This window comes from Paenibacillus sp. YAE3 (genome assembly GCF_057546105.1).
On record NZ_BAAIYF010000011.1, the window covers coordinates 190,012 to 214,572 of the forward strand.

Sequence of the window (24,561 nt, forward strand, 5' to 3'; positions counted from 1 at the left end):
TTGATTTAGTTATTTATTGAAATGAACGAAATGAATGATCGGGACGCCGGTCGCTTTTATTGCATTAATAAATGGGATTAGCATGTCGAGGGAGGAAACCCGCTCCACAAAAATGAAAATTTCATCATACATCCCACTTTGGATGTTGTAAAAAAAGTTCGTTACCGAGAAGTCTTCCTGGCTTTGGAACGAATAACCACTTCGAATGGCGTAATTATCGCCACAACTTGGGTGAATTGGACTACGAGTGCTGGACTGATAAGAAATCCCCTCTCCCATCTCAGCCGCGACGCGCATAGGAACATACATAAACTCTCCAGTTCCCATACACAGAGTGTTTCGGCCGCGCCTTTTGCTCTTTAACTCACTTGCACATTTTGAGATCCGGTCATCAATCGTAGGCACTTCGCTTCCTGTTAAACCAAAACGTCCAGTTTCGATTAAATAAGGTTGGATGTTTTTTTTACCATCTTCATGCAATGAAACGAATGGAATGTGCATGAAATGATGTCCAACCGAATGATGGTAAACGGTTGGTTCAGACTCGTATTTAAAAGTAGATTCTGATGTATGGTGTTCCACCGGACCGCCCGTCACGGAAACTTTACCTTGCAGAATGGAAATACACGTTATCGAAATCCCAAGTTCACGCTCGACTTGTCTGAACCTTTCCTGATCCGTGTCGGAACGCCAATCCAGTAACGAGGCGACGATATATTTTTTTCTCGGCGACTTCACATTTAAGTCACGAATAATATTGAGGGCGGTTTTCCCCGTCGTAATTTCATCATCAACTAATACAACCGTTTCTGTCCCCTTTAAGAAGTGATCGTCCAAGGAATAGCACCGGTGACTTGTTGCGTGAGAGTGTTCTTCTTCAAAACTTATGGATGGCTGCTTGTCGGTAACAACGTCCCTTGTCGTGTGAATGTACTTAGTGGCACCACTGAATACATCAAACATGCTATGGCCCAGTGCCGTCGCCGTTTCTGCAAAACCAATAAACAAGGTTGGTTCGGCTAATTGAAGCGGATTACCCTTTATGTTTTGGTATAGTTTTTCGGCAAATTCAGGGTCTTGTAATGACGACCGAATGTCTGCTTCGTCTAACCGGAACGGCAACTCCTTTTGATTGGAATAAAGCAGTCCGAGAATAGCCCCGCCCATTAGAGAGATATAAGGGTTTACTGGCAGGTGCTTACCCAGAATTTTACTGACGAATAGAAAACTTCTTTTTTTGTTGATTCTAGCAGCCATTTGGAATAGCCCCTCAAGAGGGAGGTTAAACGGATTATTTGTAATTTCTATATTGACTTCTAAGTTCTCAAGAATACGAAAAGACTGCCTTTTCATGTTGTGAAGATTCGTGTCCGAGTAAAATGGAAGTATAGTTTTTGTTCTCATTTAGCACCCCATATATTTTGGCTCTTGTCAGGATTCGACTGGCCCAGTTTAGATGTGGCTTAATTTCATTCATTTTATTCGCATATTGACTCTTAACGACCCCAACCATCCCATTATTGCTATTGATGATATTGAGAGCATCCATGTATTCTTCGTAAGTAACAACATATAAAGACTGTACCGGAATAATGTGAGTTGGATGAATGATTGTTTTTCCGATGATTCCATTTGCCTTATCTAAGCAAACTTCACGAATAAGACCTTCAACGTATTCATTCATAACATCGATTCGTGCTCGTTGCGAAGATTTCCCACCCAGATCCTCAAATGTTGCAGGACGTAAATAAGATTTCGCTGTATGGTCATTTTGAAAATACTCCCAGACCGGTCCGGAAATTACGTATTGGTCGTCGGCTCTTCCAAAGATGTTTAAAATATCAGCGATGCAATCCCGGATTACGCTTAAATCATATATAGTCATATCCGGGCTTCGACGGAGTCCAAACAAACTAGAGAAATCAGTTGCTCCTATTCTTACATTCAAAACAAACTCTCTGTATTTCGACAGCAACCCCTTGATCGCGTAAAGGGTTGAGTATCTTGTTTCCTTAAAAATTACATCAGCCGTCTCCAAAATAGGCATGGCATAAAGGGTCGGGAAATTGGATGGCTTCTGCTCATTGTAAAAGGTTATCAATTTTAAATATTCTGCGCCCACTTCTACATTGAATTTTGGCAAGACGAACCCGGTAATCAGGTTAATAATTGGTTTGAGGAGTGCAATGATCCGTTCCATTTGCCTTGGTGTTCTAACTCTAATGAAAATCAGCGGCAGGTTCTGGGCGTTGATAGTTTCATCCTTTACCAGTCCTGCCAACCGGAACATTTGCTGGCCCAGGTTATCTTCTGCTAACTCGACTTGAAGATCTCCGACTGCATCTTCGAGGTCCATCACAACGGTTACGAGTCCTTCGTGTTTACCAGCTGCGAGATCGTCGGCAATGTTCATCCTTGTCGCCGGCATATATAACGCTGCACCAATGGCGTGTGATAGAACTTCTCTTTCCGAATAGTTATTGAAGGCGATCGGGACGGAATAAAAGGTCCGTTCTTCTTCATCGCGAGTTAAATAATTGAAATACCGCATTTTCTACCTCCTCTTTCATGGTCGTTACCTGATCCTTGACCGACATTTATGATACTTTGGGTAGAGGTATAAAATATCCCTCCCTAAAAGGGAGGGAATATTTATTCAATTCTTCTTTCCCTTAGAAAAGATTTACGCCGATTCAGATGTACTCTCCTTGGACTTTTTATTACGAATAGCGCTCATGATAATGGTACCTACAAACACTGCGATCAAAAGTCCAAAGAAGGCGACATGAGGAAGCTCATATCCAGCCACCGCTGCAAGCATCTTGAGTCCAATAATGATAATGAGGACAAAGGCTGCTTGTTCAAGCTCTGGGAACCGTCCAATGAGTTTCAAGAACACCTGAGCTACTCCACGCATCATTAGAACGCCGAGTATACCGCCAAGGAACAAGACCCAGACTTGATCACTTACGCCGAATGCTGCGATAACGCTGTCCACACTGAATGCAATATCCATTAGTTCTACGGTCAAAACGGTCCCCCAGAAGCTTCGTGCTTTACCCCTCACTTCATCTTCTTCTCCCTCGTCATTCTTCCTTGCTATGTAAGGGAGAAGAGGGACGTTGCCTGCACGGAGCCATTTGACCTCCAGGTCGAAGAGATTGCTGAGTGCGATCCAAAGTAGGTAAAGGCCGCCGGCAACTTTAATCCAAGTGATCTTCACAAGGAAGGTACCAATGCTGATTGCGAGAAACCGGAAGACATAAGCGCCGAGCAATCCGTAAAAGAGAGCCTTCTTTTGTTGGTCCTTTGGCAGGTGTTTAACCAATACAGCAAGAACCAGAGCATTATCAGCGGATAACAATCCTTCTAACAATACTAGACTTGCTATTATCCCCCAACTTACTGGGTCTGAAAGAATCGCAACCGTATGATCCCAGTTGAAAAACTCCGAGAAATTGTCTACAAAACTTTTGAAAAAGTCCAGCATAAAAATATAGTACCCCCTACAAATAATTGGATTTATTTGCTACCTGCTACCCATCTTAAGCCCCAATTGTAGGCCCTATCCAATTCCTCATGACCTGAAAAATACTCTACAAGTCGTTCGATACTGAAGGTCTGATCGTGGACGTTTCGGATCATGGCAATAGCGCACATCCCCTTACGATTGTCATGTTGATCGAGCTTAACCTCAATATCTGGTCCTCCGTTTTGTTTAATAGTGACAATACCATCGGCATCAGACCACTTTGTAACACCTTCATAAATAAAGGCATATACAACAATCCTCTCAATCTCCGAAACGTGCTTACCGTTAATCCGTAGATTCTCGCCGGTCGTAACAGCGCCCGTACGATCATCCCCGTCTAACGAAATGAAGGGAGCTCGGTTTAGATTGCCGAAACTATCCCCGAGCGCTTGAATCGCTCCCTTACGTCCATCCTTCAATTCAAAAAGGCATCCTAAATCTAGGTCAACCCCTTTAGAGCCAAAGAATGATCCTGATTTCTTTCTATTCCAATTCAGATTTACTAAAATTTCTCCGATTGAACCGGAACCTTTTTGAAGATTGATAACATCCCCTTTTTTCTTCAATTCAATCTTTGAAAGATTGATGGAAGGTGGGGAACTTGGTGGTGGAGCTTGATCTCGAATCGGCTTTGGTGTCTCTTGTATGGGCGGTTTTGGTGTTTCTTGTACATCCTGATGGAGTTCTTGAGAAACTTCTACACCATAGCTTCCGCACAGTGCTTCTAGGCCACCTGAATACCCAGATCCTATCGGATTAAATTTCCACTCGCTGTTATATCTGTAAAGTTCACCGGCCACAATAGCTGTTTCGACGGAGAATGATTTTCCAATGTTAAATCGTAACAACTCTGTTCTTGAAGCTGCATCAATAATACGAATATAGCATTCATCCAGCATCGAAAAGTTTTGCTTTCTTTTTTCTCCTTCGTAAATTGTTAAAGCAAAAGCTATTCTCTCGTATTGTGAAGGGATGCTGCGCAAAGTAATTGAAACCTGTGTCTTGTCCTCGCTCAAAGAAGATGAGTTCATTACCTGAACCGAGTTATTTGGTCCTAAAGGATTTCCGTAAAATATTAAATCTTCGTCCTTGGAGACTTTGGATTGACCAGTTAGGAGGAATGCTGAAAAATCAACTTCGATGGATGAGTTCGGGGTCTTCCATCCCATGCCGACAATAACGTTGTTTATCGAAGGGTTTCCTTTGGTAAGGTCCGCCTTTTGCCCCTTCACAAGTTGGGTGGACATATGTATCAACCTTTCAAGTGGAGTATTCAACAATGGGTGCTGTCTAAGACACAGCACCCATTAGATTGTTTTTATTGAGCATCCAAACCATAATTCTTGCATAATGCAGCGAGTCCGCCGTTAAATCCAGAACCAACGGCTTGGAACTTCCAATCAGCCCCGTTTCTGTAAAGCTCACAGATAACAACGGCGGTCTCTAGGGAGAATTCCTCGCCAAGGTCGTAACGAAGAACTTCACGGTCAGTCGCAGCATCGACAACGCGAACGAATGCGTTGGATACATGGCCAAAGTTTTGTTTGCGCAATTCGGCTTCGTGAATGGTAACCGTGATTCCGATTCTTTCGATATGCGCAGGCACCTTCGTGAAATCGATGATGATCTGCTCGTCATCACCATCGCCGGCACCGGTCCGGTTGTCCCCGGTGTGCTCGACGGCGCCGTTATACAAATTCGGGTTATTATAAAAGAGGAAGTCTTCTATCCCCTTTGCTTTGCCGTCACTATGAAGCATAAAGGCAGATGCATCCAAATCGTAATCTGCACCTGTATTGTATTTGTTGATATCCCAACCCAAGCCCACTACCACTTTGGTTAGTCCGGGGTTAGTCTTGGTAAGATCAATTCGTTGACCTTTGGACAAGCTGATGGTCATATATTAACACTCCTCCTCGAGAATTTTGGGAATTAAAAGGCCGTCCGATTTAGACGGCCTTTCGGGCATAAATATTGCAGGTCATTAGGCCAGGCCGAAATCTCTTACTAAGCCGGCCAGACCATCTTGGTACCCTGCGCCGACTGCACTGAACTTCCACTCGCCGTTATGACGGTATAGTTCTCCGACAACAATTGCCGTTTCAATGGAGAAGTCTTCGCCAAGATCATAACGGATAACTTCTTCACCATTTGCCTCGTTCAGGATACGAACATAAGCATTGGAGACTTGACCAAAGTTTTGGTTGCGCTCCGCACCTTCATGAATGGTGATGCAGAACGAAATTTTTTCGACTTCCGCCGGAATAGAAGCAAGATCGACCTTGATTACTTCGTCATCGCCATCTCCAGCGCCAGTACGGTTGTCGCCGCTATGTACAACCGAGCCGTTTGCATTTTGAGGGTTATTGTAAAAAATGAAATCGCCTTCCGAAGCTGCTTTACCGTTCCCATTCAACAAGAATGCCGAAGCATCGAGGTCGAAATCCTTTCCTCCGTCGTACTTGTTCGTATCCCAGCCAAGTCCGACAAGAACTTTGGTAAGGCCCGGATTGGTTTTGGTAAGATCAACTTTTTGACCTTTGGAAAGATTGATTGCCATGGGTATCTATCTCCTATCATTTGGATTATTGATAACGTTCAGCAAGAATATCGATGTGAGCTGCATGAGCCCCTTCACCAATTGCATTAAATTTCCATTCGCCGTTATGACGATAAATTTCACCTACGATCAATGCGGTCATACCTGCATAATTGTCGGTAAGATTGAAACGGATTAGTTCCTGATTCTGAGCAGAGTTCAGCACGCGGATATATGCTGATTTGATCATGCCGAAATCCTGACCGCGCGCTTCACAGTTGTAGATGTTAACGCACATCAGAATTCGATGGACATCTGCTGGCACCTTGTCGAGAGAAATCAGGATCTGTTCGTCGTCCCCTTCTCCCTCACCAGTCAGGTTATCACCGCTATGTTTGACAGATCCACAAGGGCTTGTCAGGTTGTGAAAGCATACAACGTTTTTCCGCTTCGACAATTTACCATTTTCATCAAGCAGAATGGCAGATGCATCGCAGTCGATATTCGCGCTAGATTTCTTTCTCCCGAAAAACCCCCGGCTTTCTGTTTCAACTGGGTCCCAGCCAAGTCCTACCGTGATTCGTGAAAGACCGGCATTACCTTTCGTCAGGTCAACCTTTTGACCTTTTACCAATGAGATTGCCATGAGTTTACACCTCCCTTCAATGTTCCCGCATGTCTAATTATGCTGGAAAATGCCCCCATCTGCAATTTTTCGACGGCATTTTTTTCATCAGCTACCAAGTATTACGCATTAATCTTCTAGATGATTCAAATTTCCTATAAATTTTTTTAAAAAAATTTCCGGGATAAAAAAAAGAGGAAGCATCTAAGACAAGGCATAAATACCTATCAGGGGTGCTTCCTCGACAGTAGTATTCAATTAGTTAGATCAGATTATCTCATAAAGCAAACCGAATTTGACAACGAAATTTTAGGACTTATAGCCCGAATTCGCCTGGCGATAGACCTAGAACGTTGCAAATATCTCTAACGACCCCTTTTTCCTGGTCATCAAAGTCGCCGTCAGCCGCTCCTACTGCGCAGCAAACTCCAACAATAATTCGCGCTACTTCGGGCTTCGATTTAAACTTCCCGATGACGCGAAGTGATTCTTGCTTGCCGATCATTACGTCGAATTCCATGTTTCCGGCGAAGTGATTAAAGCGATCAATTACTTCACTCATATTAAATACGCTCAAGTCCTGGCTGCGTCCGAGGAATCCTGCCATTTTCTGTTTCTCGGATGCTTCGATTGTCCCATCAGCTGCAGCAACCATAGCACATCCCGCTACAATTGCATCAAGGAGATCCTTATTTTTAAAACGTTTGACTCCATCAGCCAAATTTCCTTTGGTGCGAGATAACCAACTCGAAAATGCGCTCATTGTACTCATTTGTGTTCCTCCAATTGATAAATAATATTTGATTATCTGATTACGTCTTTACTACGTGCTTCCCTGATCCAGGAAGGGAATTCCGTCAGAAGCTTATCATAAAGTTCATCGTCGGACATTTTATCAATATCTCTGACTTGAAAAAAGTTAGCATTGTCAATGAATCTGCCGTTTAAGTTATCGAGTTCTATTAAGTACGAGAATCTCTCGTTTCCAACACCTACAAATTGGAAAAAGATCCCTAGTTCAGAGGCCTTGGTAATTACTTCAGTTGTTTCATTGCTATCGAAGCAGTTTCCGTCAGTAACGAACATTATGTAGACTGGCTCTTGCTTACGGTATTTCGAGCTGTCTACAATAAGCTCCCGCTTCATACCCAGAAGACCCGACTTCTTATAAGTTAATGCTCCAGGGAAGTAGTGCTCGATAATACGAACCATAACGCCGGCGTAATTTGTTCCGCCTTCCAGACTTCGTTTAGAGTAAATTTCTCGATTCACGAAATCATAGAAATTCTCCTTGGCGATCTCTCCGATCGTGTAATTGTTTTGGCCAAAAACAAATACATCCGCTGCCCCGTTGTCATCGAAATTCATGGCAAGTGCAAGCAATCGTTCTGTTACTCTCTGTACAGAACCACTTCTATACTGATTTGTCATTGATGCAGAAATGTCGAGGGCGAGACCAACTCTAGCAATTTCGCCAGTTAGTCCTTTCTTGGTTAAGCTGATTGCAGCTTTTTTCGACAAATCGATAAGATTTTCTTCAGCTCGTTTCTTCAAGTCAATACTCATTCGTCAACCTCCCTTAAATGATACTATTTTGTTGGTACACTACTAATGTAATTCTTTCTACAAGGTTTTACAAATTTTACCCATGATAAAATTTACGTATTTGGTTATCATTAAGTTTCAGAAAAAAAGAGAGGCACCCCCTCTTCTTTTTATCGTTCTAACAAATCCATAACGTCTTGCAACTCTTGCTTCACCAGCAGAGTATGTATAAAGAAAACTGTCACTATGATACTATATCGCCAGTTGCATTGCAGGGAATATATTCGTTCTTAGCCCTCATGAAAAGAGCACTAGAAGAGCAGCCTACCATCTCTGACTTCGCTCTTTTCTTGTCGTTATTCGGCGATTTCGATTAGATAGCGTTTTTGCAAATAACTGCGAGCTCGATAAAGCCTGGATTTTACGGTGCTTACTGGCATGTCATTGGCAATACTCAATTCTTCAAGTGTCATATCAAGGATATAATGCTGGTAAATGAACGGTTTCCACTTAGCCGGGAGTTCATCCATGAATCTCTCAATCTGTACTTTAAGTTCTTTATTTATTGTTGCATCCTCAGGTGAAATCTCTTTACTAGGAAGCGTATCCATTAAATCGAAGTCTTGGTCCCTCATCGGTAAGAGAACTGCTGTACGTCTTGTTGATTTCCGTCGAAGGGTGTCAATACAAATATTCGTTCCGATCCGGTGTATCCATGCGGAAACATTCTTGGTCGAATCAAACCGGCTCAGATTAGTATAAACCCTCATAAATGTTTCTTGAACAACATCTTCCCGGTCTAAACGATTATTAAAAAACCTGCCGGTCAGACGATAAATCTTGTCTTTATATTCGGAAACGAGCATAGTGAATTGAATATCTTTATTTATCTTATCTTTGGCTGCTGAATCACTCATGTCTTCCCCTTCCCCCACATTCATCCTTTTCCTAATTATAACAATATAGGCGCAACCGTGGCAGGTTTTCCAGAGAAAAATAATAGAAGCTGGTTTCAATTCAAACCCGCTCCCCCTTAAGCTAATGCTGAAGTTTTTTCATAAAGTAACTTTTGTTAAAGACTTTGTTCAGGCATACCAGATGCTCCCGCTGCAGATCCTTGTTATTCTGAACCAATGCCTTGATTTCCTGGAACTTCTTTAGCCCTTCAATAAAAACTTTATAATCATCTCCCATCCCTCGAACGTTAAACGCATAAGCAGCCTGTCGTAGATATTCAATTTCTTTATCAATATGTTCCAAGTAAAACTCACGATGGCTTCGAATATTGTTGTTCGTTACCGGAAAATATTTCATAATCTCCCGACTTAAAACTAGGTAAGAAAGCAGCCGAGAGAGCACATACAGAACGATGACAACTATTGGGCCCAGATAAACCGCGGCTGCATTGTGTACAGACGAAAAACCCAACCAATGTAAGATGGTTACTACACCCATACCAGCAAATAATGAACCGGGTAAAAAAAGAACTGCTCCAAAAAACAAAAATAGAAACCTTTTCATTTGACGATTATTTTCCAAGATGATTCCTCCTAACGACTGTTACGCAAGTCCGTAAACTCTTAGGTGTATACTTTTTAGTACGTAAACTTATCTCAGAGGATTCAGCTTATTCTAAATTCCTTCTCCGCAAATCGATCCGCTCTATTTCATATACGGGATTCCTCTCACCATTTTCTGCTCCAATTCCTCAATAACCCATCCCCAACAGGAAGAATCCAAACGTTGCAGCGATTCAAACCACCGCCTTAAATGATTCAATAAGTCGTTTTCTCCTCCGGAACCCCGTTTTCTGAATACAATCTCCTCGGTTTCCTCATCGATGGATCCCTTAATGTCGATTTGATACTAAAAGCCGTTTTGGCGTCGTTGCTTCGATCCAGTTCAACTTTGACGGCAATCCTGCCGTAAGATACGTTCATGGCATCCAAAACCATTCTCACCGTCATGTTCAAACACGGAGCATAGGCGGCTTCCGGCAGGTCATGGGGCCCTAAAATAGGCTCCGCTCCCCCCTTTTCTTCGATCACGTCCGAATAAATGGCATCCGTGCCATTAGACAGCCCGGTCACATAAGCCTGGCTCACGTTCCCGTCCTTCCATTTTGTATCTACGAAAAGGTGCAATTCACGCGGAACCGTAACGTACATATTTTGCTGCCCCCTACGGTCATCCTTCGGCATTTTTGTCAGGCCAATCATCCTTGACCCTAAGGAACCTCATCGCATCCCCCTGCTAAAAACCCAATGCCGTGACAGATCCCAAAACATTCGCCTTTTGATATAGACTTATCATTTTTCAGCGCATATAATAACAGATAAACCATCCAAAAACGAACATTAAGGCGGTTAAAATGGATAAATATAAGCAACTGTTTCGTGGAACGGCATTTTCTAGCAAATCCTCCAAAGAAATTGAAATCTTGCAAGACCATCTGTTCTGCATCAATCCGGACGGCATGATCGAAAAAATCGTCGCCCCCGGCGATGCCGATTACCAGCCTTTGCTGGACGCTTATCAAGGGAAAGACAACTTCCATCAGCTAGCCGAAGGCCAGTACCTGCTCCCCGGCTTCATCGATCTGCATGTGCACGCGCCGCAATGGGCCCAGTCCGGGACGGCATTGGACATTCCGCTTTATGATTGGCTCAATACCTATACTTTCCCGCTGGAAGCCAAGTTTTCGGATCTCGATTTTGCGCAGGAGGTCTACGACGATTTGGTCCGCACCCTGCTCGCCAACGGCACGACGACGGCGCTCTATTTTGCCACCGTGCATAAGGAAGCCAGCTTATTGTTAGCCCAGATTTGCGCCGACAAAGGCCAACGCGGACTCGTCGGGAAGGTCGTCATGGATGATCCGGAGCAAAACCCGGAAAACTACCGCGACGCGGATACCCAAACGGCCCTGGCCGATACGGAGGAATTTATTCTCGCCGTCAGAGAGTTGTCCAAAACGACCAAACAAGGCGTATTCCCCGTCGTGACGCCAAGGTTCATTCCAAGCTGCACGGATGAGGCGTTAAAAGGGCTCGGAGCGCTGGCAAAAAAATACGATGCGTACGTGCAATCCCACTGCAGCGAAAGCGACTGGGCGCATGGTTACGTGCGGGACCGGTTCGGGAAAAACGATACGTTTGCCCTGCATGATTTTGGGCTGCTGCGCGACAAGTCCGTCATGGCCCACTGTAATTTCCTGAGCGACGATGACGCCGATTTGTTTGCCGAAACGGGAACGGCGATTGCCCACTGCCCGATATCCAACGCCTATTTTGCCAACAGTGTCATCCCCGTCGCCCATTTCCATGCCAAAGGCGTGGACATCGGCCTCGGGACCGACATTTCGGGAGGTTTTTCGCCGAGCCTGTTCGACAACGTCAGACAAGCCGTCATGTCCTCGAGAATGCTGGAAGATGGCGTGAACCCTGCCCTTCCTGCCGAAGGCCGCGGCGTACCGGGATCGCGCATTACGGTCGACGAGGCGTTTTATCTGGCGACAGCCGGCGGCGGTGAAAGCCTAAGCTTACCGATCGGCCGCATTCAAGAAAAATATGCCTGGGACGTGCAGATCATCGACACCAAGCTGCCATCCGCCAAACTGCCGATTTTTAACGAAAACGAAGATTTGCATGACATTTTCCAAAAAATCATGTACCTGACCCGGCCGGAGAACATCCGCGAAGTCTGGGTACAGGGCGAAAAAGTGCATTCGCGATAAACATAGCGCAGCGGCCCGTTGCCATGTTCGACGTTCTTTCGACTAATGACAAAACCGCATTTCGCGGGAAACCATCCAAAAAATTCGAGGTGTACTCCTGAGTGAAAACACAAGCTGACACGCAAAATCATGCTCCACAATTAACCGTTTCACCGGACGAAAAAATTTCGGTCGGCAAATCCATCCTCCTCGGTTTGCAGCACGTCGTCGCCATGGACGTCTACGTCGTGCCTTTCCTGATCGCGATGTTGATCGGCCTCTCGTCCGGCCAGTCCAGCGCTCTGATCCAGGCGACCTTTATTGCGGCCGGGCTGGCCACGATCGTACAAACGTATTTTTGCATGAAGCTGCCTGTCGCCCAAGGTCCTTCGTATGTTCCGCTTGGCGCGATCGTCAGCATTTATGCCGCCAGCGGCGGCGGGCAATTGGGCTGGAATTCCGTGTTGGGCGCCGGTTTGGTTGGCGCGGTTTTGGTGATTGTGTTGGGCTTCACCGGCATTTTCAATAAAATCGTAAAAACGTTTATCCCGCCGATCGTTGGCGGCACTATTATTTTTATTGTGGGCCTTTCTTTGCTGCCTGTGGCTATCCGGGACAATATCTACGGGGCCAAAGACGCGACGATCAACCAAAACGTGCTGCTGGCCCTCATTTCGGGCGCGGTGCTCATTCTTTTCGTCATCCTGGGTTCCCTGTTCCGCAACAAAGGCTCCATCTTCCGCATCATTTCGGTCATGGTCGCGTTAATCGTCGGATGTATATCGGCGAATGTGATGGGCGTGTTGGACTTTTCCGCGGTGAGCAGCGCCAAATGGTTCAGCATGCCGCAGCTCCCTTTTGCCGACTTCGGATTTTCCTTTAACTTCTCGGCGATCGTTACCATGGTCATTATCTATTTCGTTCTGCTGGCCGAAACGACAGGCACATGGTTTGCCGTCAGCAACGTCATCGATAAACCGTTAACGGACAAAAACCTCAACCGGGGCGTGATCGGGGAAGGCATCAGCTGCCTGATCGCTTCCTTGCTCGGTTCGACGCCGGTGACGGGGTATTCCACCAATGCCGGCATCATCTCCATCACAGGCATCGCAAGCCGTCGCGTCTTCCTGGCCGTAGGCGTCTGGTTCGTCATCTTCGGCTGCTCGGGCAAACTGGCGGCCCTGATCTCTTCGATCCCGACGGCCGTCATCGGCGGCGTGTTCACCATCGTGTGCGGCATTATCGCCATCAACGGCATTCAGGTCATGAAAAACGTCAAAATCGCCGAAAAAGAAATGTACATCATCGCCATCCCGATGATCCTCACCTTGGCTCTGGTCATGATTCCGCAAGACTTCCTGCATTCGCTGCCTACGTTCGTGCAATATCTGTTGGGCTCGCCGATTTTGGCCGCGTCGCTTGCGGCGATTGTGCTCAATAAGGTGCTGCCGGGCGGGCGGTAAGTTCGGAAATCGAGGCCGCTGTATTGGGGTTCGGCTCCCACCAAACCATTCTCAATAAACAAACAACAAAATGTAAACCCGGGCTGACTTGGAGGTATTGACAACCTTCCAGGCCGGCCCTTTTTATGTATAAGTTCATCTGGAGGTTGAACATAGAAGTCATCGAGAAAATGGAAATTGTTTACACGCGAAAATGCCGAGGTCAATATTTATTTATAGATAATGGAGCGACAAAGATGGTCGTCAAGCAAGATCGCAAAGAACAAATTTTAGCCAAAGCAGCCGACGTATTCGCCGAAATCGGGTATTACAAAGCAACGACGACGCGGGTAGCCAAGGGAGCGGGCGTTAAGCAGTTAACGAAAAAAACATAACTTTCGATGTGAATTAAGCGTTTATTGAGTAAGCGGGAAATAAATTGACGAGGGATTTTTTTAAGATATATGAGTAATTATGACAGTGGGAAATAAGGGGAAAGGGGAATCATGAAGAAGAAAACAGCGATAGTTGGAGTTTTATCCTTGGCTTTAGCAACAACGGCGGTAACTGCTTGGGCTTCACAAGGTGGCAAAGAAGGTTCGGGTGATTCCGAATCTAAAGTCGTAATTCAACCAAATAACAATCCTGTTAGCGATGATCGCATTGTAAATCCGTTTATTGTCGATAAGGAATGGAGTACACCAATGACTAGTGGGTCTGGATCATCCGCAAGAGATTACTTTACAGTTAACCCTGGAAATGGTTATCTTGAGCTCCATTTGGCCAACTACTCAAGCTCTCCAGTTAGAGTTACCTTGACGCACATAGACACTGGATATGTGTACTACGATAAAACTGTCGATCCTTCCAGCTCCAAAGATTATTTCAGCTGGCTTGAAGGAGCGCCTCAGGGACTGTGTACAGGAAGCTATCTTATTCAATACATTGGTGGAGCAAACCCAGTAAATGGAGAATATTGGGGGAAACTCGCTTCATCCAAAACAGATTTTTAATATCTGCTTCCGAAAAAAAGCCCTCAATAGAGGATTGAAGACTGACTCCGTAATGTGAGACAAATTAAAAAACACCTTCAAATTGGAAGGAGCCATGTCGGGAGATATGGAGGCAACTTGAAGGTGTTTTTGCATTGGCAACACAATTTAGCTATCCTGTAGAAGTGAAAATGCAGGCAATTAAAATGAGATTAGCAAGTATTCCGGTTAAGTAGGTCATGGAAGAACTAAGGATTCAGGAATGTAACTCACCTCTCCCTCAATCACAAACGTGTGCAGCGAATCATCCGTCAACGTTCTCACAGATTCGTTCGAAACGGGGGCAGGCTGGCGTCCTTCCCCATTTCGCTCAGGAGATTTTCGATGCTTGCCCGCTGAAATGAAGCCAGGAATACGGCCAACGGTTCCTCCGCTCCCTCTTCGGATACGTCGAGTTCAAACACGATCAGCACATCGTCCTTCACATAGATTTTCCATGCGTTCAGTTCGGAACCTTCATCAATCTCGCACTCCCGATCCAGACGCATGCATCTGCGATAGTCCGACATCCCCCACATGCTCTCATCGAAATTGGCCCAATACGGAAGCCGATCCTCAACGCCCAACTGAATGAGTGCCTTGCCGGCGAGAAAACGCCGAAGCGATCGATTTTCCAGCTGCCAATCGGGCAAGCTCCATGCGCACAGGTAAACCGGCGGGTCTTCCATCTGCAAATCCTGCATTCGAATCCCGCAATAGATCACGGACTCCTCCACCTGATAGAAAACCAGGAAATCCTTATCCGTCGTAAAAAAATCATTATCGGGAATGAATACCTCCTCCAGCGGAAGGGGTTCATATTGGTTATTGCACCCTTGGGTGATATACGGCGATCGCCCCAAAATCTTATAATAATCCCGCAGCGCAGCCGGCAACGGAAAGCCTAAGCTTTGTTCCTTGGCCTGAATGTCTGCCTCCGGAATGCCGTGTGTCTCCTGATGGTGTTCTCCTAATATGCGAAGAAGTGTGTCGGTGTTAGCTTTCATTTATAAAATCTTCTCCTAATATCTTATATGATGCTATGGTTCAAGACTTCCCATCTTAGCGAATCGGCAGCTCCATTTTTGAACCTGAACCATTGCTCCCCAATAAATGTATATCCAAAGTATAAACTTGTCATCAAAAGAGTCAAATATAGGTTGACCTGCGGCAGTTGCAAAGGTCGGAAAATACATCCAATGCTTGGGAGAAGCAGAAGCAAACTAATGTTTGATGACAACTTTGGACAGTAAAATTTTTTATACTGATCGAAACTAAATACACCTTATCGAGTTTAAGTTCATAAAGGAGGCGCTTATGAAGATTACATGCATGGAGTCGGACTATGCTCATATTGGTTATGTGTATCTACAACCACCATCCGGAAATATCCCCCACCAAACCAACTGCAAATTAAATCAGCTCATTGATATTTCCCAGATCCAAATCCCTTTTGAAAAAAAACCGGAACTGGGAACCATCCTCGACAATATGACGATGCTCCCTTATTCGTTTCGAAGCGGTTATAAACAAGAGAAGTTCGAAACTGAATATGGGGTCGATTTTGACCATTCCGGATATATTACCGGCTATGAAATCGGGCTGTCTCCAACGCAATTTATAAAGCTCATTGAAAGTCAGTCGTACAGACTCTACGAATCGACCTGGAGGAATCTAACCTGCCATATCTTCTTAATGGATGAATATGATTCGGTATTTTCTGAAAATAATATGATTTGTCCCATGAACCGAAAGGACGACGCTTATCTCATTATTCAATTCGTTGAACCTGCGGCGCTCGGCGTAACCTTCTTCTCATCGGAAGATAAGAAAATCGCTTTGATCAAGGGGCTTGTTTCAGCGAAACCAGAGCTTTATCCTCTGAGCTATTTAATGCACCCTGATTTTGAGCTTATTGAAGATATATAAACCCCGCTGGGCCTGTCCTCCGGACAGTTCATGCGGCATGGCCTTCAACTAATCCGATAGCATGACATTTAAAGGCGATGCGCCAATCCGACAACGCCGGTTTCAGATTAGAGCAGCTCCCCAAGTACATTCCTCCATCGATGTACAAGTGCACCCCATTTTTTAAAGACGGACTCTATCTCATCACGGATTCAGGTCTACAGGATAAAACCCTAGCTTTTTTAATGTATTCAAATAAATGACCAATTCATCCGTATTCATAATACTTTTTATATTCATTAAAGATTTCAAACAACTTGAGATTACGGCTTTCCGCGGATTCTCCGACATTGCTTCATTCTGCACAAATTGTAACAAATCAAGGGCGTTCTGCTTATTATCGTTATTCGCAGGAAGTTTCTCAATTAATTTTTTTAAATTCCCAGTGCTTAACATGAGGTCATTATAAGGGAAGTCTACTTGTCCTATGCTAAGTAAAGACTGTTCAAAATCCTCAATATTAAAAAGCCGTATACGCTTATGTTTGAGTAATGGAAGTACTTCATCCACCAGACTAAAACAATAATTGCAAATTTCAATCATGGGTTTGGGTTGGATTTGAACATTATTTATTTCGTTGGCATTATGCAGAATCCCCGTTAAAAAAATGGTAGCATCCGCAATATAATCCCGATATTCCGGGTAAATCTGCTTCATCCTTGTGAAGAACCAATGAGCCCATTGTTGCCTAATCTGTTTTAAGAAAGCAATAATTTCATTATCGTTGGAAACTAAAGCATCCATGAGCAATGCATCGACTTTTTTTTCTATGCGATAGCTCATCATCACTTCTAACTGACGAATAAAGATATCTTTGTTCGTTTCATCCTCTCCGATTAAAAGTTGGTCCCGCTCCACATACATTTTTTCTTCGGAATACACAAGCACATCCCTAAATAGTTCTCCTTTGGTTTGAAAGTGTTTATAAAAGGTTCCTCTTGAAATATTGGATTGGTCAAGAATGTCCTGAATCGATGTGGCATGATAACCTTGTTCAATAAAAAGACGGAGAGCCGTCATTAAAATATCGGATTTTTTCACCTGCACCATGATCATCCTTTCTGTTAACATTATACACCACATACCGTCTGTTCAAATATATACTTCGAGTATATTTAGTGATTGATTTTTTGATCATCCAAGTATAATATGGATCAAGTAAACCATGAGTTCAATTTTATACTCTTGGTATAAACAGCGAAAACCGCAGCTTATTTCGTCGTACCGATAATGCTAGGTACTGCAATGGGTGTTATTTATTCCATTTTGAACAGGAGGAAAACAACATGGAGAAAGAACAGTCTCTATCAACGTTTAAGCGGACTGTACTTGTGGTCGTTATGCTTGCAGGTGCATTTGTTACCATGTTAAATCAGACGCTGCTCAATACGGCTTTGCCGCAAATCATGAAGGATCTATCCATTTCCGCTAATACAGCTCAGTGGTTAACGACCGGATTCATGCTTGTCACCGGGGTGTTGATTCCGGTTTCAGCTTTTCTAATAGAAAAATTTTCGACAAGAAAACTATTTATTACGGCCATGTGCCTGTTTGCGTCCGGGACATTGCTCGCTGCTATTGCACCAAACTTTCCTGTTTTAATATTGGGTAGGATTTTACAGGCGGTAAGTGACGGGCTCATGCTCCCGTTAATGCAAACGATCTTTTTAATGATTTTTCCTGTTAAGCAACGCGGGTCGGCAATGGGTATGGTGGGACTGGTGATGGCTTTTGCTCCTGCGATTGGACCGACGCTTTCCGGTTGGGTTGTTGGCAACTTTTCATGGCGGGCGCTCTTTTATATGATTTTCCCAATTGCTGTACTTATCATCATTTTTGCTTCGTTTATGCTTGAAAATGTTACGAAAGTGACTCATCCAAAAATTGATATCATGTCCATTATTTTGTCATCCCTTGGGTTTGGAGGATTGTTGTACGGCTTCAGCAGCGCAGGTAATCATGCCTGGAACAGTTCAGAAGTGGTCATTGCTTTGATTGTCGGTACGATTGCTATTGGTTTGTTTATTTGGCGGCAGCTGGCTGTTGAAAAACCGATGCTTGAGTTCAGGGTGTTAAAAAACCGGACCTTCTCATTGACCTTATTCATCGGTATGGCTGTTATGGTGACGATGATCGGCGTAGAGCTTTTTCTTCCGCTTTATGTACAAACGGCAAGAGGCTTTACACCGCTGGAATCGGGTTTGCTGTTGTTACCGGGTGCGATTGTGATGGGGGTTATGTCGCCGATTACCGGGAGGATCTTTGATAAGATTGGAGCAAGACCGTTGGCTCTTATTGGTTCGGTTATCTTAGTAGGTACGACGTTCATGTTCAGCAACATGACCGCTTCAACGCCATACATCTATATGATGGTGATTTACGCCATACGAATGTTCGGAATATCTCTTATGATGATGCCAGTTATGACGGCCGGATTAAACCAGCTGCCTGACCATTTGATTCCACATGGAACCGCAATGAGTAACACGCTGACGCAATTGGCCGCTTCCGTTGGAGCAGCCTTGCTGGTTACGGTTATGACGAACAATACAACGGCTGCCGTTCAGCAACAACTTCCCAATCCAATGATTCATGGGGTGTCCGTTGCCTTTACGTTCTCCACCGTTTTGGCACTCGTTGCTTTAGTATTGTCATTCTTTATTAAACCGATGAAAATATCACAGAAAGAAAATACAAAAGACGAAGGCAGTTCTGCTACAGAAAACTAAAACGGGTCTGCGCGCTGCCAAGCGCACAAAAGTCCGCGAATTTCGCGGACTTTTTGGCGTTTAATTAATTGGTTTCTTTAATAAAAACACAATTCATAATATGATTGTATGACTGGGTATCAAATCTTGCAGACCCAAGACATTCAAGGAAAATCGTCTGGGCGGATCGACATCAAACGCATAACTAAACACGATCATGGCTTATCACTTGCCTGTTCCTTCTACCCTGTCGCACTTAACAGAATCAGCTAGTTTCCCGTCTTTCATACGAATTACACGATCTGTTGCTGATGCAACCACTGGGTCATGCGTGACGATCACGATGGTCACTTGCTTGGCTGCATTTATCTTGCGCAGCAATGTTATTATCGCCTCCGATGTCACCGTATCCAGAGCTCCAGTAGGCTCATCAGCCCAAATGACGCGAGGATTATGGACAATAGCGCGGGCAATCGCAACCCGCTGGGCTTGTCCTCCGGACAGTTCATGCGGCATGGCCTTCAACTTATCCGATAGCATGACATCTTCAAGTGCCGCCTTTGCAGCCTTGTGGGCAACTGACCTCTGCACGCCCTGACTGATAAGCGGCAATGCCACGTTATCGATGACATTCAACACAGGGATCAGATTGTATTGCTGATAGACAAAACCCATCGACGTCAACCTGAGCGCGGAAACATCTTTTTCACTCATTTGGTGTATAGCTTGCTTGTCGAACCAAATCTCGCCACTGTCAGCGGGCTCTATACCTGACAGCGTATAAAGCAACGTGGACTTACCACAACCAGATGGCCCCATAATACTCACGATTTCGCCCTTATGGATGTGTAAATCCACCCCGGATAATGCGACTGTTTGTGGAGTCGCTGCCATGCCGTATTTCTTGCGAACATCTTTGGCCACAATCATGATCAAGAAACCTCCTCCCATGTTACTCCGTCCGACTAATCCCTATACGTCTTAATCCGGCTGTGCTGAATCGGTTGAACAACCAGATGAAGATTAGCAATCCGATGATGAGACCTGTCACTTCCAGATAAGGGAACGAAAACTTAACACCCATCCACGCCAAACGCATCAGCATCTCCGAACCGAGCCTTCCGACCACAATACCGCTAATCAACCCAATGATCCCAATCAAACAACCCTCTACGATAAAAACCTGTTTCAACGACTTTTGGCTTACCCCCATCTGCCATAACATAACCATATGGGGAACCCGCTCCTGTACAGATCGAATCTGAATCACATACATGCCTAGTAAGGCCATAAGCATCATGAATGACATAATGTAAGAGAACAGCGTGAATTCAGCTTTAACAATCGTCGTAATGATGGCCTGGTCCTCACCAGGCGTTCTCACCGTAACACCAGCTGTTTTTGTAAAATGGTATTTCAGCATCTTTATGGAATCTACCGCCGTCACATCTGTATCAGTCAACTGCAACAGCGCATAGCCTTTGGGATCCCCGGGGTGCTTATAAGCGCCGTTCTTGCTATATTTATTGTAGAGTTCGTCAGCCACTAAAAATACGTTGCCATTGAAGCGGTTATCTTTACCAATGGCGAACGTTCCCGCTATCGTGACCACTTCCTCTCCAATTAGGTTCTCCTCTTTGCCTCCACCTTTCAGTAACCGAAGCGGAATCTGATCGCCTACTCGGTACGTGCCTTCCAATGTATCATCCACGAGAACGATAGACGCTTGATTGCTCATGGCCTGAAATACTTCTGCATCGCTCTGAAATTGCGGCGCACGGGAGGTGAGCGGTAATTGGTAACCTTTCCCTAGCCACTTGACCCACACCACTTGCGAATAGGCCCATTTGTTACCATTCGTAGGAGGTGTTACTTCGGTAAGTTCAAGTGCATTGTCGGGAGATGAAACCAATAGTCTGTACGTATCCATGTAGGCAGCACCATGCACGATTTCTTGTACTTCATTCATATTGGCTTTCAGCTTATCTTTTTCCCGCTCATCGGCATAAGACATATAGGCGTCGGTAGCCATAAAAGAATCTTTCTTGTTTGCAGCGGCATAATCTTCAACATTGGAAGCGAAACTGATCATCACAATCAAACAGCAGGATAATACCGTGAACAATAAAACGATGCCAAATGAACGATTAAACCGCATTTGCGGGTACTGCGTGCCTAACGTAACTGCCAAACGATCCAACCACCGATGCGGCAACACAGAGGATGCCCGTTTCATCCAAGGTACAATGAAGAAACATAAGATAGGCAGTCGTTATAATTCCAATAAGCCAACTTATAATCGAACCGAACACTTTTGCATCAAGCCTATCGCCATCCGAAAGCCCCTCTGTGGCGATATAATTAAAATAAATGAATGCCACTGTGACAAGGAGACAATCAAAGATTTTGAGCAGACGCTTCTGTGCCGGATTCACACGATTTTCCTCCTTGCCCATAAGGTGCAGAATGGATGTGCGCTTAATGAAACGCCCGACAAAACAAGCGAGGAGTAAGAAAACGATAAACATGGCCAACGCAATCCAGCATGTTGCCGTCACATCCACGTGAGGTTGGATTGGATAGGCGTAAGCGGCATACCGTTCCAGTAATTGATCGATATAAAATACATTAACAGACAGCAATCCGAAACCGAGTACATTCCCGAGAACAACTCCCGAGATGGTAATGACCGCGCACAGTAAGGTACACTCACTCACGTAGATGACAAAGCAGTTGCGGTTACTGAGTCCAAGCGATCGGAGCACGCCGAGATAATATTTGCGTCTTTCTTTCAGAATATTAAACAACTGCGCCAACAGCAGAATTCCAGCAAACAAAGAGACAGCGACAAAAAACAAAAATGGAGGCGTGAAAATACTCTGCACCATCGACATATGAGATAGCGCTTCTTTTTTAATTGCTCTCTCCGTAAGATCCGTAAAGAAGGAACTGCCCGGCAATGATGAATACATCTCGTCCGTCGCCAGCAAAATACTGTGTGCGCTTCCTTCTGGAACGCCGAATATCTGATGCGCAAGCCTATCCGAGAGAATAACCGTCCCTTGTGCCCGCACTGTTCCGCGAAAACCTGTTAATCCGCGTTCCTCTGCTACATCACGGATCGTTACAGGCACTTCTTGCCCGGCAAAAGAGATTACCATTGTTTCACCGACACTAAGTCCCAACTGCCGTGCCAGCGGAACGGATACAATCGCTTCTTCTGCCGTCAGGGGATCCGTAGACCACAGCGGTTGCTTTGGTTCTAATTCCCGCGCCTTTTGAAAATCAAACCCTAATGCAACGATGCTATCTTCCCTGGCTCCATCGTTATTCCCGCTGTGCACGGAAACGACCTGAGACACGTAGGGAAGGTTGGCAATGTTTCTGATTTGAAGCTTCGTTTGAACATTCTTAATCTGAGCCTCGGTCAAATCAAGTCCGACACGCGAATAAATCTCTGTACCAATGACACCAAAGTGTTTTTCTTCCCATTGTGATTTGCTGTGTGTAATAGAAGAAATAACAAAATAACAAGAAAAAATCAGAACGACACCGATAGACCCTATGCATACGGTGAGTAGCGTTTGCCGTATCTGAGCTATGAAATTTTTGGCTCCCATTTTCCAAAATATACCCATGTCATCACCAACTTTCCCTTATTGGCGCTTATAATCTTCGTTCCCTTATTGCAAACACCAATCGTAAATCTAACGATACTCCTATATATTCCGCAGGGTTAATTGATATGTTTTCGTGAAACTATCTTTCCCTACATAAATAGACGCTCGATTTATTCCAAATCCTTCACTTTTTTGATTATTTTTTCTCGTAAGCACACATGAAACAAAGTTCTAATGTTCATACAATGTTACAGTCAAGAAATCTCCATGCTTGAATATGAGAAGCCTCAAACCCACTGGATCGGGTTATCCAAAGGAGGCGGGGGGCAGAATGCAACATGACAGTCATAGGCCGAAAAAAGGGCGCACGAACCCGTAATCCACAAAAGCGAGGGTATGGATTTCTTTTTTTGTGCAAGTGATCCACTTGTGGATTAGTTCATCCCACAGTATTTTTCTCAACTCTGAATCCACAGTGAACCGGCAAAATCGCAAACGAAAAAAGCGCTGATCCGAAAGGCGATGAATAACCCTTTGGATCAGCTCCATGAACTCTTTTAAAAAAAAGGACAATCCTATCCGAATCGTACTTGCCCAGTAGTGGCACCAGCGCTGCCAAGCGGACTATGAATTAAATCGTTCGCTTTGTATGTTCACTTGACTCTTCGTCGTCCGAAACGAATGCCGTAACAAGAAGAAACCGATAAACCCGCAGATCGTGCCCACACAACAAATCCGGTACAATACGGAGGCATCCAGATTCTCGAACATCCAGCCGCCGAGTATGCCTGCGACGATGCCGGATACACCGCCCCATGTCAGACCGTAAACGGCCTGCCCGCTGGAGCGATATTCGCCGGGCACAAGGTGTGACGTAAGCTGGGTGCCAATGTAGTAATAACCTCCGAATGTAATGGAATGCAGCAATTGGATGAATATCACCTGTACTGCTGAAACCGCTACGGACATCAATAACCAGCGCGCCGAAAAGAGCAGGCAGATGACGGTCAACCAGGTCAGCATTGTACGCGAATTTTTCTTCAAATACCGATCCAGCAATAAAAATACGGGTACTTCCAAAATAGCCGTGGCAAAGGCGGACCAACCGACAACCGTGTCCGAGCCACCCAAGCCCTTAATGTAAATACTGAGAAAGGTCGAATTGATCGAATTGGGGATCGATATGAGCACCCCCAAACAAACGAAGATCAAAAAATACTTATTTCGAAACACCATGAAATATCCTTTATTGGTAAACTTCTCGGTCTGTGCTCTTTCGTTGCCGCTTGGCATCAGGAAGGTAAAGAAAATGGCGAATAACAGCATCGCATCGAATACGATCCAGAGCTTGCTTATTCCCAGCCAACCAATGACCGGGCCGGCTGCGACCGCAATAAGCGCCCACCCCAGCGACCCCCACGCACGAAACTCTCCAAACTTACGGTTGGTTCCTTCGATGACGTTCAGGATCAAGCTGTTGCTTTGCGTGAACAGCGGGCTCTGAAACATGAAATAAACCAGCATCAGACTATAAATCAAAGTGTAGGATTCCGTCATAAATACAAATTGCATGCATGTGAAATTACCGATCAGGCAAATAATCAGAATGCGCTTGTTATTGCGAAACCGGTCTGCAAAATACGCCCAGAATGGATTCGCTACCAGCCCGATGAGCGGACCGCCGGCTACGAGAAGCCCGATCTGCACATTGGAAAACCCGGTATCCTTCAGATATAACGCGAAGAACGTGCTATAAATCGCCAAGGCCCCATAAAGCACAAAGTTGAACACCTTCAGCATGCCAAGCATATTCCGGCTAATCATTTGATCCGACAT

At 44.9% G+C, this 24,561-nt stretch carries 24 protein-coding genes; 6 read left to right on the plus strand and 18 right to left on the minus strand.

What is annotated here, in order from left to right:
- Nucleotides 1-9 precede the first annotated feature (9 nt).
- The 12 genes from AC27KL_RS21090 to AC27KL_RS21145 all read right to left on the minus strand — a co-directional run bounded on the left by AC27KL_RS21090 (nt 10) and on the right by AC27KL_RS21145 (nt 10,346).
- Entirely contained in the window at nt 10-1,257 is a 1,248-nt protein-coding gene (locus tag AC27KL_RS21090; protein ID WP_487170935.1) for a phosphoribosyltransferase family protein, read from the minus strand.
- 67 nt (nt 1,258-1,324) lie between these two features.
- Entirely contained in the window at nt 1,325-2,551 is a 1,227-nt protein-coding gene (locus tag AC27KL_RS21095; RefSeq protein ID WP_487170936.1) for an HpcH/HpaI aldolase/citrate lyase family protein, read from the minus strand.
- Nucleotides 2,552-2,683: 132 nt separating this feature from the next.
- Complete coding sequence (locus AC27KL_RS21100; protein WP_487170937.1) at nt 2,684-3,490, minus strand: TerC family protein; 807 nt, start codon at nt 3,488-3,490, stop codon at nt 2,684-2,686.
- A 32-nt stretch (nt 3,491-3,522) separates the two neighbouring features.
- The gene (locus AC27KL_RS21105; RefSeq protein ID WP_487170938.1) at nt 3,523-4,779 is read right to left on the minus strand and encodes a TerD family protein; all 1,257 of its coding nucleotides are present in this window, start codon (nt 4,777-4,779) and stop codon (nt 3,523-3,525) included.
- A gap of 71 nt (nt 4,780-4,850) precedes the next feature.
- Nucleotides 4,851-5,432, minus strand: a complete 582-nt coding sequence (locus AC27KL_RS21110; protein WP_487170939.1) for a TerD family protein — start codon at nt 5,430-5,432, stop codon at nt 4,851-4,853.
- 84 nt (nt 5,433-5,516) lie between these two features.
- Entirely contained in the window at nt 5,517-6,092 is a 576-nt protein-coding gene (locus tag AC27KL_RS21115) for a TerD family protein (RefSeq protein ID WP_487170940.1), read from the minus strand.
- Between the two features lie 25 nt (nt 6,093-6,117).
- Entirely contained in the window at nt 6,118-6,717 is a 600-nt protein-coding gene (locus AC27KL_RS21120) for a TerD family protein (protein ID WP_487170941.1), read from the minus strand.
- Between the two features lie 295 nt (nt 6,718-7,012).
- Nucleotides 7,013-7,459 carry a tellurite resistance TerB family protein gene (locus tag AC27KL_RS21125; RefSeq protein WP_487170978.1) on the minus strand — a complete coding sequence of 149 codons (447 nt, stop codon included), beginning with the start codon at nt 7,457-7,459 and terminating at the stop codon, nt 7,013-7,015.
- A gap of 41 nt (nt 7,460-7,500) precedes the next feature.
- Nucleotides 7,501-8,262: a VWA domain-containing protein gene (locus AC27KL_RS21130; RefSeq protein ID WP_487170942.1), complete on the minus strand. Its 762-nt coding sequence runs from the start codon at nt 8,260-8,262 to the stop codon at nt 7,501-7,503.
- A 335-nt stretch (nt 8,263-8,597) separates the two neighbouring features.
- Complete coding sequence (locus AC27KL_RS21135; protein WP_487170943.1) at nt 8,598-9,158, minus strand: sigma-70 family RNA polymerase sigma factor; 561 nt, start codon at nt 9,156-9,158, stop codon at nt 8,598-8,600.
- A 121-nt stretch (nt 9,159-9,279) separates the two neighbouring features.
- A complete protein-coding gene (locus tag AC27KL_RS21140; protein WP_487170944.1) occupies nt 9,280-9,780 on the minus strand; it encodes a hypothetical protein in 501 nt (166 codons plus the stop codon).
- A gap of 236 nt (nt 9,781-10,016) precedes the next feature.
- Entirely contained in the window at nt 10,017-10,346 is a 330-nt protein-coding gene (locus AC27KL_RS21145; protein ID WP_487170945.1) for an OsmC family protein, read from the minus strand.
- A gap of 266 nt (nt 10,347-10,612) precedes the next feature.
- Here AC27KL_RS21145 and guaD point away from each other — a divergent pair, with 266 nt between their 5' ends.
- The 4 genes from guaD to AC27KL_RS21165 all read left to right on the plus strand — a co-directional run bounded on the left by guaD (nt 10,613) and on the right by AC27KL_RS21165 (nt 14,411).
- Complete coding sequence (guaD, locus tag AC27KL_RS21150; RefSeq protein WP_487170946.1) at nt 10,613-11,977, plus strand: guanine deaminase; 1,365 nt, start codon at nt 10,613-10,615, stop codon at nt 11,975-11,977.
- Nucleotides 11,978-12,078: 101 nt separating this feature from the next.
- Nucleotides 12,079-13,419, plus strand: coding sequence for a uracil-xanthine permease family protein (locus AC27KL_RS21155; RefSeq protein ID WP_487170947.1), 1,341 nt, complete (start codon nt 12,079-12,081; stop codon nt 13,417-13,419).
- Between the two features lie 236 nt (nt 13,420-13,655).
- On the plus strand, nt 13,656-13,793 hold the full coding sequence (locus AC27KL_RS21160; protein WP_487170948.1) for a TetR/AcrR family transcriptional regulator: 138 nt from the start codon (nt 13,656-13,658) through the stop codon (nt 13,791-13,793).
- Nucleotides 13,794-13,904: 111 nt separating this feature from the next.
- Nucleotides 13,905-14,411 (plus strand): hypothetical protein, encoded by a 507-nt coding sequence (locus tag AC27KL_RS21165; protein WP_487170949.1) that lies wholly within the window; start codon nt 13,905-13,907, stop codon nt 14,409-14,411.
- A gap of 299 nt (nt 14,412-14,710) precedes the next feature.
- Here AC27KL_RS21165 and AC27KL_RS21170 read toward each other — a convergent pair whose 3' ends face one another.
- Complete coding sequence (locus tag AC27KL_RS21170) at nt 14,711-15,436, minus strand: SMI1/KNR4 family protein (protein WP_487170950.1); 726 nt, start codon at nt 15,434-15,436, stop codon at nt 14,711-14,713.
- Nucleotides 15,437-15,746: 310 nt separating this feature from the next.
- On the opposite strand from AC27KL_RS21170, the gene AC27KL_RS21175 reads away from it, so the two are divergent.
- On the plus strand, nt 15,747-16,358 hold the full coding sequence (locus AC27KL_RS21175; RefSeq protein WP_487170951.1) for a hypothetical protein: 612 nt from the start codon (nt 15,747-15,749) through the stop codon (nt 16,356-16,358).
- Between the two features lie 183 nt (nt 16,359-16,541).
- Here the strand turns inward: AC27KL_RS21175 and AC27KL_RS21180 are convergent, their stop codons facing one another.
- Nucleotides 16,542-17,447, minus strand: coding sequence for a TetR/AcrR family transcriptional regulator (locus AC27KL_RS21180; protein WP_487170952.1), 906 nt, complete (start codon nt 17,445-17,447; stop codon nt 16,542-16,544).
- A 236-nt stretch (nt 17,448-17,683) separates the two neighbouring features.
- Here AC27KL_RS21180 and AC27KL_RS21185 point away from each other — a divergent pair, with 236 nt between their 5' ends.
- Nucleotides 17,684-19,126: a DHA2 family efflux MFS transporter permease subunit gene (locus tag AC27KL_RS21185; protein WP_487170953.1), complete on the plus strand. Its 1,443-nt coding sequence runs from the start codon at nt 17,684-17,686 to the stop codon at nt 19,124-19,126.
- A 204-nt stretch (nt 19,127-19,330) separates the two neighbouring features.
- Here the strand turns inward: AC27KL_RS21185 and AC27KL_RS21190 are convergent, their stop codons facing one another.
- The 4 genes from AC27KL_RS21190 to AC27KL_RS21205 form a co-directional block, all read right to left on the minus strand.
- The gene (locus AC27KL_RS21190) at nt 19,331-20,035 is read right to left on the minus strand and encodes an ABC transporter ATP-binding protein (protein WP_487170954.1); all 705 of its coding nucleotides are present in this window, start codon (nt 20,033-20,035) and stop codon (nt 19,331-19,333) included.
- A 22-nt stretch (nt 20,036-20,057) separates the two neighbouring features.
- Nucleotides 20,058-21,296, minus strand: a complete 1,239-nt coding sequence (locus AC27KL_RS21195; protein ID WP_487170955.1) for an FtsX-like permease family protein — start codon at nt 21,294-21,296, stop codon at nt 20,058-20,060.
- The gene (locus AC27KL_RS21200; RefSeq protein WP_487170956.1) at nt 21,253-22,743 is read right to left on the minus strand and encodes an ABC transporter permease; all 1,491 of its coding nucleotides are present in this window, start codon (nt 22,741-22,743) and stop codon (nt 21,253-21,255) included. Before AC27KL_RS21200 ends, AC27KL_RS21195 begins: the two co-directional genes overlap by 44 nt.
- Before the next feature lie 606 nt (nt 22,744-23,349).
- A complete protein-coding gene (locus AC27KL_RS21205; RefSeq protein ID WP_487170957.1) occupies nt 23,350-24,561 on the minus strand; it encodes an MFS transporter in 1,212 nt (403 codons plus the stop codon).